This window comes from Methylomonas sp. BW4-1 (genome assembly GCF_052474385.1).
The window spans coordinates 579,229-593,927 of sequence record NZ_CP184125.1; the positions used below are offsets into that span (position 1 = coordinate 579,229).

At 52.2% G+C, this 14,699-nt stretch carries 12 protein-coding genes; 4 read left to right on the plus strand and 8 right to left on the minus strand.

Annotated elements, in window-relative coordinates; genetic code table 11:
* Positions 1–31: 31 nt before the first annotated feature.
* From ACH5Y9_RS02595 to ACH5Y9_RS02605, 3 genes are all read right to left on the minus strand, one after another.
* A complete protein-coding gene (locus ACH5Y9_RS02595) occupies positions 32–4,129 on the minus strand; it encodes an EAL domain-containing protein (RefSeq protein WP_445368403.1) in 4,098 nt (1,365 codons plus the stop codon).
* Between the two features lie 25 nt (positions 4,130–4,154).
* Positions 4,155–4,811: a TMEM165/GDT1 family protein gene (locus ACH5Y9_RS02600; protein ID WP_445368404.1), complete on the minus strand. Its 657-nt coding sequence runs from the start codon at positions 4,809–4,811 to the stop codon at positions 4,155–4,157.
* 82 nt (positions 4,812–4,893) lie between these two features.
* Positions 4,894–5,823 carry a ZIP family metal transporter gene (locus tag ACH5Y9_RS02605; RefSeq protein ID WP_033155506.1) on the minus strand — a complete coding sequence of 310 codons (930 nt, stop codon included), beginning with the start codon at positions 5,821–5,823 and terminating at the stop codon, positions 4,894–4,896.
* A 264-nt stretch (positions 5,824–6,087) separates the two neighbouring features.
* Between ACH5Y9_RS02605 and ACH5Y9_RS02610 the strand changes: the two genes are divergently transcribed.
* From ACH5Y9_RS02610 to nadA, 3 genes are all read left to right on the plus strand, one after another.
* The gene (locus ACH5Y9_RS02610; RefSeq protein ID WP_445368405.1) at positions 6,088–6,636 is read left to right on the plus strand and encodes a DUF2780 domain-containing protein; all 549 of its coding nucleotides are present in this window, start codon (positions 6,088–6,090) and stop codon (positions 6,634–6,636) included.
* A 157-nt stretch (positions 6,637–6,793) separates the two neighbouring features.
* A complete protein-coding gene (locus tag ACH5Y9_RS02615; RefSeq protein WP_445368406.1) occupies positions 6,794–7,189 on the plus strand; it encodes a hypothetical protein in 396 nt (131 codons plus the stop codon).
* A gap of 71 nt (positions 7,190–7,260) precedes the next feature.
* Positions 7,261–8,355, plus strand: a complete 1,095-nt coding sequence (gene nadA, locus ACH5Y9_RS02620) for a quinolinate synthase NadA (protein ID WP_445368407.1) — start codon at positions 7,261–7,263, stop codon at positions 8,353–8,355.
* 48 nt (positions 8,356–8,403) lie between these two features.
* On the opposite strand, the gene ACH5Y9_RS02625 is transcribed toward nadA, so the two are convergent.
* On the minus strand, positions 8,404–9,426 hold the full coding sequence (locus ACH5Y9_RS02625; protein ID WP_445368408.1) for an MDR/zinc-dependent alcohol dehydrogenase-like family protein: 1,023 nt from the start codon (positions 9,424–9,426) through the stop codon (positions 8,404–8,406).
* Positions 9,427–9,480: 54 nt separating this feature from the next.
* Between ACH5Y9_RS02625 and ACH5Y9_RS02630 the strand changes: the two genes are divergently transcribed.
* Positions 9,481–10,986, plus strand: a complete 1,506-nt coding sequence (locus tag ACH5Y9_RS02630) for a phenylacetate--CoA ligase family protein (protein WP_445368409.1) — start codon at positions 9,481–9,483, stop codon at positions 10,984–10,986.
* 94 nt (positions 10,987–11,080) lie between these two features.
* Here ACH5Y9_RS02630 and ACH5Y9_RS02635 read toward each other — a convergent pair whose 3' ends face one another.
* The 4 genes from ACH5Y9_RS02635 to ACH5Y9_RS02650 form a co-directional block, all read right to left on the minus strand.
* Positions 11,081–11,812 (minus strand): hypothetical protein, encoded by a 732-nt coding sequence (locus tag ACH5Y9_RS02635; protein ID WP_445368410.1) that lies wholly within the window; start codon positions 11,810–11,812, stop codon positions 11,081–11,083.
* Positions 11,787–12,890, minus strand: coding sequence for a hypothetical protein (locus ACH5Y9_RS02640; RefSeq protein ID WP_445368411.1), 1,104 nt, complete (start codon positions 12,888–12,890; stop codon positions 11,787–11,789). Before ACH5Y9_RS02640 ends, ACH5Y9_RS02635 begins: the two co-directional genes overlap by 26 nt.
* Before the next feature lie 550 nt (positions 12,891–13,440).
* A complete protein-coding gene (locus ACH5Y9_RS02645; RefSeq protein WP_445368412.1) occupies positions 13,441–13,953 on the minus strand; it encodes a PepSY domain-containing protein in 513 nt (170 codons plus the stop codon).
* Positions 13,954–14,008: 55 nt separating this feature from the next.
* Positions 14,009–14,641, minus strand: a complete 633-nt coding sequence (locus tag ACH5Y9_RS02650; RefSeq protein WP_445368413.1) for a LuxR C-terminal-related transcriptional regulator — start codon at positions 14,639–14,641, stop codon at positions 14,009–14,011.
* Between the last annotated feature and the right edge of the window lie 58 nt (positions 14,642–14,699).

Sequence of the window (14,699 nt, forward strand, 5' to 3'; positions counted from 1 at the left end):
GGATTGGCAGCGGGGAACGGCTGAGAATCCGCTATGCTGATTTACCGAATTGCTGTGCGAACAATGCCGCCGGTAGCGGTTTGGCAAACAGATAACCCTGACCGTAATCGCAGCCGATAGCGGTCAGCAAATCGCGTTGCTGCTCGGTTTCCACACCTTCCGCGATGACTTTCAAGCCCAATTTATGCGCCATCACGATGATGGCTTCGCAAAGTACGAAGTCGTTCGAATCCTCCGTTAAATTGCGCACGAACGACTGGTCTATTTTCAAATAATCAATGTCGAATTTTTTCAGATAAGACAATGCGGAATACCCGGTGCCGAAGTCATCTATAGCGACTTGCATGCCGGCGTCGCGGAACGCCATCAAATGATTGTGTACAGACAGATTGGCGTCCAACAGCAAGCCTTCGGTGATTTCCACCACAATACTTTGGCCAGACAATCCCAGTCGATTCAAATAGTTGAACCAGTCTTGAGGGGCATGCTCGGGGCTTTGAAATTGTACCGGCGATTTGTTGACGCTGATTTGAAATTCGGGATGGATAGTGGTTCGCCAGGTTTGTACTTGCCGTGCCGCGGTTTCGAATACCCAATCGCCGATTTCTCTGATTAGACCGGTTTCTTCCGCCAGCGGTATAAATTCTGCCGGGTTAATCAAGCCACGCTTTGGATGATGCCAGCGTAGCAAGGCTTCCGCTTTATGCACTTCGCCGCTCAGCAAGTCGACGATGGGTTGATAGCACAGCAAAAATTGCGTATTGGCCAGCGCGGTACGTAAGTCGCCGAGCATTGCGGCGCGGGCTTCCAGCGCGTCCTGTAAGGCTTGGGTAAAGAAATGGTAGTTGTTACGGCCCTGGTTTTTAGCAGCGTACATGGCCTGATCGGCATTCTTTTGTAATTGGCTTAAGTCGGTGCTGTCGTTTGGATAAAACGTGATGCCGATACTCGCAGAGACATAAGCCAGTTCGCCGTCCAAGCTAAACGGTGCACTGAGTTTTTGCAGCAGGTTTTTAGCTATCGGTTCGGACACTTCGATACAGTCCAACTCGCTCAAGATAATCGTGAATTCGTCGCCCCCCAAGCGCGCCACGGTATCGGACTCCCGCACGCAGGTCTGTAAACGCCGCGCGGTTTCCTTCAGTAAGTTGTCGCCCATATCGTGGCCCAGCGTATCGTTGATTTCCTTGAAGCGGTCCAGGTCGATAAACAACAGTGCAAACAATTGGCCCATGCGGTGGGCTTTTTTGATTTCCAGTTCCAGGCGGTCACGGAACATCCGCCGATTAGGCAGGCCGGTGAGCGGGTCGAAGTTGGCTTGTCGCCAAATTTGTTCCTCGGACTGTTTACGCTGAGTGATGTCGGAAAACAGGGCGACCCGGCGTAGCGGCTTGCCTTCCGCATCATAAATGGTGTTGATGGCTAGCTCTTCGACAAACAAGTGACCATCCTTACAGCGATTTTTTATTTCTCCGCGCCACGCACCGGTCGTTTGCAGCGTGGTCCATAATTCTCGGTAAAACCCCGTATCATGTTCGCCGGAACTGAGAATATGGGGATTTTTACCGACAACTTCAGCCTCCGTATACCCAGTCATCTTGGTAAATGCGGGGTTGACGCTGAGGATGGTGTTATCGCTATCCACCACTATCATCGCTTCACTGCTGTTGTGATAAACCAGGGCCGCCAGCCTCAGGTTCTCTTCGGTTTTGCGCAACTCGCTGATGTCGCGGGCAAAACCAACCGTACCCAGTAACTGACCTTGTTCATCCATTACAGGCGCTTTATAGGTCTCGAACCATTTGCGCACGCCGCGATCGACAATTTCCTCTTCGACAATCAATTTGTCTCGCAAAGCCATCACGCGCCGGTCATCGGCGACGTAGCTTTCGGCCAGTTCCGGCGGGGCAATGTCGAAATCGTTTTTGCCCGCCAGCGCCTCCGGGTTGACGGCGGAAAATACGTTGGCGAACTCCTGGTTGACGGCCAGCAGGCGGCTATCGGTATCTTTTAGCCAAATCGCATGCGGAATGTTATCCAGCAATGCGCGTTGATAGTATTCTTTCTTTTGCAGCGCTTGTTCCGTACGATGTTGATTACTGATGTCGCGAAAACTCCAGACGCGGCCGACAATTTTGTCGGCGATACTTTGTGGCTTGGAATAGCGTTCAAAAATCCGGCCATCGGTAAACTCGATCAGATCGTAACTTTCTGCCGCGGGGTGATTGTAAAGAGCCTGAACTTTGTCGAAAAACGCATCGGGATTTTTTAGCTGCTTAACGGCTAAATGCAAAAGTTTTATATCGTCTTTATCTTCTCCAACAGCCGTGCTGGGCAACTGCCACAGTTCAAAAAAACGCTGATTGTAAGTAACGATCTGACCTTGCAGGCTGACCACCAAAATGCCGTCGGCCGTGGCTTCCAGCGTAGCCTTTAGCAAGGAAACCGATTGGGCTAAAGCGTCTTCGCGAACTTTGTTTTCGGTAATGTCTTCGTAGATCCCCAAAATGCCGATCATTGCATGATCGGAATTGCGCAAGGGTATTTTCGAGGTGCGTAGCCAAATGGTATTGCCGGCAGGTGTGGTTTGGGGTTCTTCATACGCCAGTTTGCCTACCCCCGATGTTATCACCTGGCGATCATCCGCTTGGTAACTTGCGGCTTGATCTCGCCAATTCAGTTGACTGTCGTCCTTGCCGATTAAATCGCTGGAACTGGATTGTCCGGCATCCCCCGCAAATAGCGCGTTACAGCCCAAATAGCGAGAATTCAGGTCTTTCCAGAATACACGGATTGGTAAGGTTTCCAGGATGGTCTGCAACAGTAAATGGGATTCGGTCAGCGCTTTTTCGGATTTTAGTTGCTCGGTAATATCGAACAAAATGGCCAGATTGTCTCCGACATACGATTCGCCCAGGGATACCGAACCGGCGAGCACCGTGCGCCGTTCGCCGTGTTTGCAATGAATTTCCGCTTGGAGGGTTTCGAAACTTTGCACGCGACGGGATTTATCAGTCAACTCCAGCCAGGTTTCCATAATGTTCTGGCGGTAGGCGGGGTCGGGATAGGCTTTGGGCCACCATTCGTCAAGCGTTTTAATGTCTTCCAAGGTGTAACCGAAAGCTTTGCTGAAAGCCGGATTTAGCAATGTGAACTTGCCTTCGGCGTTGTAAATGGCCTGGGGTACTGGCGAGTAGTCGATGATAGCCTTCAAACGTTTTTCGCTATCGCTCAGTCCTGAGGTAATCAGCGGTTGCTTGTGCAGAGTAAGTGCCAAAGTGGTGCCGGTCCAGGACAGTACCAATATATAAAACCAAAGATTCAGCAATTCGCTTTTCTCAAAATCGTCGCCGAAAAAGCCTAGATGATGTGCGGCACCGAATAGCGCTTGGATGGTAATCAAGCCGGAAATCAGGGTCACGCCATGGAGATAGAAACGGAGTGCGGCCCAAATGGCAAACAGAAACATCCAGTAACCGCGGGCGATTTTGCCAAAGACAGGCTGGAAAGCTTCGAGGAATACTACTTGGCCGGCGAACAAGGCAACAATGATCAGCAGCAACGCTTCCAGGCCGCGCTTTTCAGCAAACCATTGCTTTGGCCAATTTCGCCAAACCAATAATATCGGGGTGGTCGTGACAATACCGAAAGCATCCGCCATCCACCAATGTAAAATCGCTTGCGGCATAGCCGCTAGCGGTATGAAGCCGGCCTGATGTAAAGCCAAAGGGCCAATGCCTGCACTGATCAACGAGCAAGCGGCGCCGGTCAGGGTTAGCCAGATAAAGTGGCCTGGCTCGGTTAAGTCTAAAGAAAAACGCTGTTGGTGTTTTAGCAGGTAGGCGGCTGTCACCGATTCCAGTGTGTTGCCCGTTGCAATGGCAAAAGACAGTGGGAGCGAGTCGTCTACCATCAAGCCGGCGGCGAACGCGCCCAGAAATATGCCTGGCCAATAGCAAAGGCCTTGCAGCAATAAGGCGGCCAATCCCAATCCGCCGGAAAACCACACCAGGGTGATGTTACCGGTCTCTGAGAAATAAGACAGTACAATTTTGGCTAACAGGCAATACAGCCCCGCCAAGCCGAGTATTGCCGCAACGTCTAGCCAGCGGTAATTGGGAAATGCCATGAATCGCTGCAAGTCTGGAATTTGGCTAAAGTTGGGGGAGCAAACCGGCAGCCAGCAAGCTTTCGTAGGCTTTATAGGCCGCAACTGCCGACAAAATCAGGAAAAACACGCCGCTGGCTTTATGCAGCAAGGACAGGGGGATTTTTTGCAACACGGTGCGGCCAGCCAGCACGCCCAGTGCGGACGTAAACGCCAGCGCCAGCGTCGAGCCCAGCCAAACTGCAATCGGTTGCGCGGTACTGCTGAATGCCACGACAGCCAATTGAGTTTTATCGCCAAATTCGGCGACGGTGATCAATAAAAAGGTCGTAAAGAAAATGCCGTGGCCACTTTTCTCGACGATTTCTTCGTTGTCATCGTCTTCGTCGTGGTTGAGCAAAGCATGCAGACCGAATGCGGCAAACAGCAGGGCGACGGTGGCTGCGACCAGATATTCCGGTAACCATGTCGCAATCGCCGCACCAAAAACCACCGCCAAAGTGTTCAGCAACGCGAACGCGGCAATCGCTCCTAATAACACCGGAGTCGGTCTGTGCTTGGAGGCCAGGGTCATGCATACCAGTTGGCTTTTATCGCCAATTTCTGCGGCGGCTATCAGTGCAAAGCTGGTGCCGCCGGTCGCGAGCAATTCCGTAAAGTTTAAGGTGCTTATTTGGGTGATGAATGCGGTTAGGTATTCCATTCGGCACTGAGGAGTTTGATCGGAAGATAAAACACCCAAAAAGCTGCTGCTTTTTGGGTGGCGCACTTGGTTTAGGCTGTGTTTATGTCAGTATTTTGTCCAGGATCATCATGATGATGAAACCGGCCATTAATGAAAATGTAGCGATGCGCGAGCGACCTTTGGCGTGCGTCTCCGGGATGATTTCTTCGCTGATGACGAACAACATCGCACCGGCTGCAAACCCCATTGCAATCGGCAATATCGACGAAAACACCGTGACCATGGTAATGCCCAACAGGCCGCCCACCGGTTCCACCAAGCCTGTCAACGTGGCGATGGCGACGGCTTTCCATTTGTTGTAACCCAAGCCGACTAGGGGCAGGGCGACTGCCAGGCCTTCCGGCAAATTTTGCAAGGCAATGGCAATAGACAACACCAAGCCATTGTTCATATCGCCGGAGCCAAAGCTGACGCCGACCGACATGCCTTCCGGGAAGTTATGGATGGTGATGGCGATGATGAATAAAGAGATTTTTTGCAGCGAATCCAGGGAATGATCGCTGACTGAATCAAAATGCAGATGCGGCAATCGGCTGTCGGCAAAATGTAAAAACAGCGCGCCGATCAGCATGCCGGCCGATACTATCCATAAGCCTTTGCCGGGCCAGATTTGCTCACCGTAATCCAAGCCGGGCACCAGTAGCGAAAACGCGGTGGCCGCCAGCATTACGCCCGCTGCGGCGCCCAGCAAGCCGTTGAATAGCCGGTCGGAAATATTTTTAAAGAACAAGGCCGGCAAGGCGCCGATGCCGGTAGCCAGTCCAGCCAGGACGCTGGCCAGAAAGCCGATCACCACGACTTTGTCAAAAATAAGGTACAGGCTGCCGAATACCAGGATTTGCGAGAGCAAAAACAAGCCGATAAACACGCCCCAGCGTTGCATCAGCGGCAAGGTCATCACATGCAGGTATTTAGGATGGGCTTGCAAGCGAAGATAGTAATCTTCGAGCGTTTTTTGAATATTCAGCATATTTTTACCTTTATTGTTCTTGTGGCTAAAGCCAGGATTATACTGAATTCATGCGAATTGCCGATTTTTACCCACAATGTTTGCGGGGAGTTTCTCGGTTATCGGTAGATAACACGCCGTCTTTGCACAGGACGCCGCGGCTGTCCGCCTGCGGCGATAAAAGAGCCCAGGTTGTATCCTGGGCAGGTTTCGATTTACAGTGCCGGTTTTGGCGGCCATGATGTGGCTTGCCGGTATTTCGGCGTTTTTCAGGAGTTCGACAGAATGAAGGTTTTGCAAGGTTTTACAGCAGTCGGTGTTCTCGCGGTCATCAGCGCTTGCGCACCGGTTCAACAGCAGGTTTCAGATCAGACTTTTGCCTTGGGCGGGTCGCCAGCCGTCTATGGTGCAGCAGGTTCTATCGCCGGTGCGGTGGGGCAGGCCAACCAACTAGGGTTAATCGATATTCTGGTTGGGCAATTGGGCATCAGCCCGCAGCAAGCGCTGGGTGGCGTGGGGTCAATTTTTTCAGTGGCGCAGCAACGCATGAATCCCGGTGACTTTTCGCAATTGAGCAATGCCCTACCGGATATGGACCGCTATTTGTCCTCGGTACCGCAACAGGTTTCCACTTCCGGCTCGCAATCTTTGCTGGGCGCTGCGAGCGGGTTAATGGGCGGGCAACTCGGCAGTCTGGCGAATTTAGCCGGATCGTTTCAATCTTTGGGTATGAATCCGTCCATGGTCAGCCAGTTTGTGCCGGTGGTTTTACAATATGTACAAAACCAAAGCGGTGCTGGGGCTATGAGTTTGCTTCAGCACGCTTTATATTGAACTGCGCGCCCACTTTTCCGGTTTGAGTCCCGCTTCTCTGCCCGGAATATCGTCGTTTGCGCTCAGGCGGGAATGACGACACCAGAAGATATAAGGGCCTGGTGAATGAAATGGCGTGGACCTCAATCTAATTTTTACAATCACAGACTAAAAAATCATGGAAATATTATTGATAGGCGCCGTTTTGATGATCTTCGCCATTTTGTTATCCGCATGGCTGATGACTTTTGCCAAATGGTTTCCGATCAAAGGCATAGACGGCGAGTTTTTAAAAGACTACAAAACCCTGATTCGGGCGCATGTGGACTTTGCGTTGATGGCGCTGTTTTGCCTGGGCTTTTACGGCGCCAAAGTGCCGCTGCCGGTCACCGCTTGTTGGTTGGTCGTGATCGGCGGCTTGACCAATCCCGGCGTGTTTGTGGTGGCGGCATTCGATCCGGATTTTTGGTCCAAGCCGATATGGCGGATCTATTCCGCTTTGAGTTTTGTCGTCACCACCCTTGGTTTTGGCTGGATTGGCCTCACTTTACTGAATCATGCTTTGTCGGCATGACCCATGGAACCGGCTGTAAAAAGCCGGGCCTAAGTTTTCGAAATTCTCGCTTTTTGTTTTCAGGTTAAAAAATGACTGCAGCCTTACCCATACATGATTACGCCCTGCTCGATGATGCCGAATGTGCCGCGCGCATAGAAGCCGCCAAAGCCAAACTCGGCAAACGCTGCATTATTCTGGGCCATCATTACCAACGCGACGAAGTATTCAAACATGCGGATATATTCGGCGACTCATTGAAATTATCGCGGGAAGCGGCGCAATCGGAAGCCGAATACATCGTCTTTTGTGGCGTGCATTTCATGGCGGAAGTGGCGGATATTTTGTCGCGGCCGGAGCAAATCGCGATTTTGCCGGATTTGGCGGCTGGTTGTTCCATGGCCGACATGGCCAATAAGGTCAAAGTCCAACAATGCTGGGACGAGTTGGCGAAAGTGATTGACGTGGAAAACACCGTCACCCCGGTGACTTACATCAATTCCGCCGCCGATTTAAAAGCGTTTTGCGGCCAGCATGACGGTATTGTCTGTACCTCTTCCAACGCCGAAAAAATCCTCAACTGGAGCTTTGCCAAACGCGAAAAAGTTTTGTTTTTCCCCGATCAGCACTTGGGTCGCAACACCGGCTACCGGATGGGCATCCCGCTGGAACACATGGTGACCTGGGATTTCAACAAACCGCAGGGCGGTTTGACCGAACAGCAAATCCGCGATGCCAAGATTATTCTTTGGAAGGGTCATTGTTCCGTGCATCAGGCCTTCCAGCCGGAGCAAATCGACAATTTTAAGGAAAAATACCCGGAAACCATCGTCATATCTCACCCGGAAGCCTGTTTTGAAGTCTGCGAAAAATCCGATTACATTGGTTCCACTGAAATGATTTTGAAAATCGTCCGCGAAGCCGAAGCCAATACCCGTTGGTTGGTAGCGACCGAGCTGAATCTAGTCAACCGCCTGAATCAGGAATGCAAGGCACAAGGCAAAAGCGTGCATTTCATGGCGCCCACTTTAAGTATGTGCTCGACGATGTTCCGCACTGACCCGCAGCATTTGTGTTGGGTGCTGGAAAATCTGGCGGCCGGGCATGTGGTCAACCAAGTCTCCGTGCCTGCCGAGCAAGCGGCGCTGGCGAAAAAGACTTTGGATAATATGCTGCTGGCGTCTTAAGGATTTCTAAGCTTGCGCTCGCTGGCGGTGCTGGCGAGTTCAAGCAGGTTAATAATCTGAATGCAGTGCAGGCTGTAACAGAATTTTTCTGACGCCGGCTTGGGCTGCGTGATTGAATGCGGCAAGTCCATCGCTCAGTGGGTATTGGCCGTCTATCATCGTTTCTACGGGTAGCTTGTTTTCTGTCAGCAGCGCTAATGCGTCCGCGAACGGGCCGCAGCGGGAGCCGATGATGTTGATTTCGTAAACCACCACTTTGCTTAAATCCAGCGCTGCGTTGGCTGCAAAGGTGCTTTTCAACACCAAGGTGCCGCGCGGTTTGACGATGCGTAAGGCCTGCGCAAAGCCTGAGGCCTGACCGCTGGCGTCGACGACGCAATCGAAACGATTATCCGCAACCTCGGTAGTCAAGCCGGTCGCCAGTTGCCATTGCTTAGGTAATGCTAAAGAGGCCGCTGATCGGCCCAACACCGTGACTTGGTAGCCGACCAGATTCAACACCTTGGCGATCAACAAACCCAAGCGCCCAGGGCCGACCACCGCGACGTCGGTGATGGGCAGTGCGGCTATTTGTTTTACTACGCGCAAAGCAGCGGCCAGCGGCTCGGTAAACACGGCGGCTTGGTCCGGCACTGCGTCGGGGACGGCGTACAAGTTGGCAACCGGCAGACAGAAATAATCGGCAAATACCCCGTCTTTGCCGCGTATTCCCAGCACTTTACGATTCAGGCAATGCTCGGGGCCGTCGCGTCGGCACGCCTCGCAGGCGTTGCAGCCGATGTTGATGGAACCCACCACGCGCCGGTTTAGCCAGTCGCGGTGTTTGTCGTCGGCAACGGCGCTTACCGTGCCGACAAATTCGTGGCCGAGGATGCCGGAAAATCCGGCATAACCCTTCACCAGTTCCAGGTCGGTGGCGCAGATGCCGGCCAGGCGCAGTTCAATCAAAGCTTCGCCGGCAGCTAATTCGGGTATCGGCATATCGTTGCGGTAGGATAATGATTTGTCTAATCTCAATGCTTGCATCGGTATGGGCAGGGTGTTGTGCAGAGTTAACTTTTTACCAGACATTCAGCCCAAGAATATATCTTTAGGGTTTTTCCAGCATTTTTCAGGTGGTTTGCGATGAGCTATTTACCGACGACGTCTTCCGCGGCAGCATTTCAACATTTTCTGGCCACGCCATTGGATACCTTGCTTACCAAGCATCAAGCGCTTAATCCGCAGCAAAAAATGCTGGCTTTATTTCAGCGTTGTGCGGCTGAGGTTCCCGCTTATCGGCAGTTTTTGCAAGCCCAGCAAATCGATCCAGGGCAGATTAATACTTACGCGGATTTTCAAAAGCTGCCGTTAATCAACAAGGTTAATTACATGCAAACTTATTCTTTGCCGGCGCGTTGTTTCGGCGGCAGTTTGAGTGGGGCGGACCGGGTAGCGGTGTCGTCCGGCTCCACCGGCGTGCCGACTTTCTGGCCGCGTTCGGCGGCATATGAGTTGGATGTGGCGGTGCGCTTCGAGCAGGTGTTCAAGGACAGTTTTCAGGCCGATAAACGCAGTACGCTGGCGGTGGTGTGTTTTGCCTTGGGTAATTGGGTGGGCGGCTTGTTTACCACATCCTGCTGCTGGCATCTGGCGCAGAAGGGCTATCCCTTGCTGGTGGCGACGCCGGGTAATAACAAAGCCGAAATTTTTCGAGTGGTGCGCGAATTGGCGCCGCACTTTGAGCAAACCGTGTTGCTAGGGTATCCGCCGTTTGTGAAAGATGTGATCGATGCCGGTGCCGCCGAAGGCATAGACTGGGCGCAATTCAAACCCAAACTGGTGTTTGCCGGCGAGGTGTTTAGCGAGGAATGGCGCAGCTTGCTGTCCGAGCGTATCGGCTCGCAGTCGGTTTGTTTCGATTCCGCATCGTTATACGGTACCGCCGACGGCGGCGTGCTGGGTAACGAAACGCCGCTTAGCATCGCCATTCGCCGCTGGCTGGCGCAACGACCGGAAGCGGCCCGAGCGTTGTTCGGCGAATCGCGCTTGCCCACCCTGGTGCAATACGATCCGCATAGCCGTTTCTTCGAAGAACACGAGGGGACTTTGGTGGTCTCCGGTGAGAACAGTGTGCCTTTGCTGCGCTATCACATCGCCGACAAGGGCGGGGTGCTTAGCTACACACAAATTTGGGATTTTTTGCGCGAACACGGCGTGCGTGGAGTCGAGGATTTAGGCCTGGATGCTAGTTATCAAGCCCGCCATTTACCTTTTGTGTATGTGTTCGGCCGCGCCGATTTTACCGTGTCCTACTACGGCGCTAATATTTATCCGGAAAACGTCACGGTGGGCCTGGAGCAGCCGGAGATCTTGGCTTGGGTGACCGGTAAATTTGTTCTGCAAACCCAGGAAAATGCGGAGGGCGACAAATATCTGCAGATTGCCGTGGAATTATTGCCGGGTGTGGTGGCGGAACCGGCGATGGCGCCGAGGATAGCCGCCTCCATTCGTACGCAGTTGTTGCGGCTGAACAGCGAATTTGCCCATTACACCCCAGCCGAAAAACAACTGCCGATAATTAGCTTACATAGCTTTGCGGATGCCGAATATTTTCCCGCCGGGGTAAAACATCGCTATACCCGACGTTAAAGGAACTCCGCGAAGACTGGGTTGGATTAATAGGCTTGAGGCGAGAGGTGCATTAATATCCGTAGCACCCGCACGCCCCATCGTTTCCGAAAACCTAAACCGTTACCTTGCTGCCATCGAATTTGGTAAATGTGTAGCCAGCAAAAGGCTCGTTGTAGGTGTAACGCTGATCTCTAAGCAGGCTGATTGCCAGCGCTTCGCCCAGGCTATGCGAAGCGGAAATATCCGCGCGAATATGGAAATTGTTAAAGTTGCGGCCGAAACCAATGTTGTTGACCAGTTTGTTCAACTCGCCGCCCACGGTCAATTTTTCCGAGCCGGTGTAAGGTCTGAGTTTGCTTGGATCGTTGGGGTCGACCTCGACCGGATTCGGTATCACATAGTTTTCGTCGAAGAATGTTTTCAACAGGGTAATAGGCGTCGCCGCGCTGATGGTCGCGCCGCTTGGATAACCAGGATGGGTGGGGGCGCCGACATTGCTGGCGCTGTCCAGCAAATAACTACCGTATTGCTTGTAAATCCGCGCCACGGTCTCCGAATTTAGAATATCGGGATGGATAGGGTAATTAGCGCCATCGGCCAGAATTTTGTGGACCAGACCACCGTAGTCTTCCGGTCTCAAGCGGCGATTGACGTACCAGTTTTGATAGTAAGACACCCGGTTGGTATAAGCGCCGGCCAGTGCCAGCAAGCCCTGGATGAACGCGGTGCTGAAGGACGAAGCGGTAGCATCTTGAGTGGTTGAGTTTTTGTAAGGATTCGCCGGATTCAATGGTGCGCCCACGCCGCCCAGTAACGGGTTACTGACATTGGGTGCGGAGGTCAATATTTGCAGGACGTGCAAATAAGTTGGGCCGCTGCCGCGTGCCAAGGTCGCCAAATCGCGGCCATTGATGATATGGCGGCGCCCCGCTTCCAGGGTAATGTTTTCTGCCTATGCTTTGGCCGTTACGCAGCGCCAGCCATTCTTCATAGGTGGCGCCGAATGTCTCGCCGGCTTTTTGAATGGGGCGGGTTTGCGCCTGGCTGGCGATGGTGCCCCAGGCTGGAATAGGGCGCAATAAAAATTGTGAAATGTAAGGACCATCCAAGCTGCCGTCGGGCACGACATATTTGCCTTTTTTACCGGACGGGTCGGCCTGGTAATCGACATAGGACGCGGTGCCGCGGAACAAGGTTTCCGGGGTGACTTTGCCATCGATTTTAGGTCCATTGAAGGCTTTTAAACTGTTCAACTCGGCGACCGCGGCCAACACCAACTCGTTATTGGTGTCGTTGCGATATTCGCTGAAAGGCACATCGCGCAGCAATGCCTGCCAATACACTTCGATGTGGTGCGCGGCCAGTTCGGCGCTGTCGAGCGGGGCGGCTTCCGGAATGGCCAACTGGCTATTGGCGATGCCTTCCAGACTGGCCGTCAAAGGCCCCTGGATACCGGCCAATTTAGTGGTGCCGCCCAGTTTGATTTTTTCAAAATCCTTGTGTTTGCCGGTTTTTAGCGCTTTTAAAAACGATTCGTAGGAATCCGGCAGCACGTGGCCGTTGGCATCGTGTTGCAAGCCTTTTGTAGAAATCGCGATTTTGTTCGGATAGCGCAGTTCGTCGCCATTATTGGGTTGCGGTGGAATATCGATCCGGTATTCGGCTTCGGCGGATTTTAGCCGCGCTTTAAAGGCTTTTTTTCGCAAATCCTTGCTATGCAGCGTATCGAAAACATCGCGCTGATATTTTCTTGAGAAGTCTTGGCCGAGCGATTCGGGGACTGAGTCGTCATCGTCAAAATGACCCCGGCCGACAGCCGCTTGAACCGATGCCGGTAAGCTTGGTGCCAACACGCCTGCAGCGGAAATTACGGCTGCCCGGCCGATAAATGAGCGTCGGTCTGATGTTGCTTGCGCCCGCATCCGAGGTGTCCGCGGCGCTTTGGCCGTCGTCCGATGCGGATAAGTTGGATACAGAGTTTTGTGCGGAAAACGATTTGGTTGGCATAGGATTTTGCTCCGTAAAATCTTTTAATGTGACATGGCAATTAAAGTGTCCTGAGAATCGAGGTTTTCTGAGCCTCAATGTAGTCACCTCGAATTCCATGCCAACTAAAAAACGGCGAATCCTCTGGTCTGGCGCGGGTCAATATGCTGCGGATGGAGCAGCATTTGGTTTATCGCTGTTGCTAAGGTGATACCCTGGCAAGATTAATTCTTAAGTTTTGTGAAGATAAACGTCTTCATTTGGTGTTCCGTATTTCGGCCCGAGTAGGTATGCAACTGGATAACACCTGGGAGAAACACCGGCAGGCGATTGGTTTGGACGTCAATACCTGAGCAGCATTGGCGGATTGACGGAACATCGGATGGGTAACTGGCCGCATCGCGGTGTGCGGCGGACTGCTTGGTTATTCTTGGGACTCTACATGGGAGAGTCCCAAGGGTTAGCCGTTAATCAGTTAAGCCCTGATTAACGTTTTTCGTCAGCCTCTTCGCCGATTTCCCATTCCTCGGTGGCGGTTTCGATGATTTTGCCGCTGGCGGCATCCACTTCGATTTTGGTTTCTAAGCCTTTGTCATTCACGATGTCGAATTCGTAAGACGAGCCGCCGTTTTCCTCCACTTCGTATTCGACTTCCTCAATCTTGCCGGGGTTGGCTTTTAACGCAATTGCCGCGGCATCTTCCTCGGTGATTTTGACATTCTTTTTGAATGCCTGGCTATTGGGGTCGGCTACTTCCGATTCTTTTTCAGTCAGCTTGCCGCTGTCGGCATCGCACATGTATTCCCATTCCTGGCGGTTGTTGTCGCGCAGTTCCAGTTCATAGGCGCCCTTACCGGCAACGTTGAGCTTTTCCAGTTTGACCAGCTCACCCGCTTTTTCTTTTTTGACGGCTTGGATGCAATTTTCCAAGCCTTGATCGGCTGCCAAAGCATTAGCGGACAACATGCCCAAACCGGCTAATACAGATAATGCTAACACTGACTTTTTCATAAACCACCTCGCAAAAATAGGAAAAATTCCCGAATATCGGGAATCATACGCCTTTATGCATAATCAAGCCATGGCTATTGGCAAATTTTGTCAGTGTGTCCCGACTGTCGATAGCCAGTTTCAGCTTGATTTGAGTTTGGCAATTGGAGACCGTTTTACTGCTGATACCGAGTTGCGCGGCTACCGTTTGCAACGAACAGCCTTCGGCTAACAGGCAAAACACATCAAACTCGCGGGAGCTGAGAGAAACAAAGGGTTCTAACTGTTGTTTGATTTGCCGCATGGCCAGCAATTGGGCAATCTCTTGGTCCAGGTAATATTCACCCTGCACAATCGTGCGGATGATCTCAGCCAACTTGGCCGCGTCGGGAAACCATCTCAACAACCCGGTCACTCCGACCTGCAAATAGGTCAGGGCATGGGCGCTGGAATGGCTAAGCAAGGCTACAAACTTACTGTTAGGGGCAATGCTTTTTACTTGATCGATCAGATCCAGATTGTCTGGCAACGCCGCGTCACCGTCGATCAGGACGACGTCTAAAGCTAACAAATTCATCGGTTCCGTAGTGTTTGGCTCGATTGTGATGACGGCAATGCCTTGGTTTTCCAATTCTTTAGGATTAAGGCTAATTTCTGCAAACCCTTGCGCGGGTAGCAATAACCTGATGACTGACACGATATATAGCCTATTGTCTAAACGGGTGGAATGGCAAACCTAGGACCTTTTGGTAAAT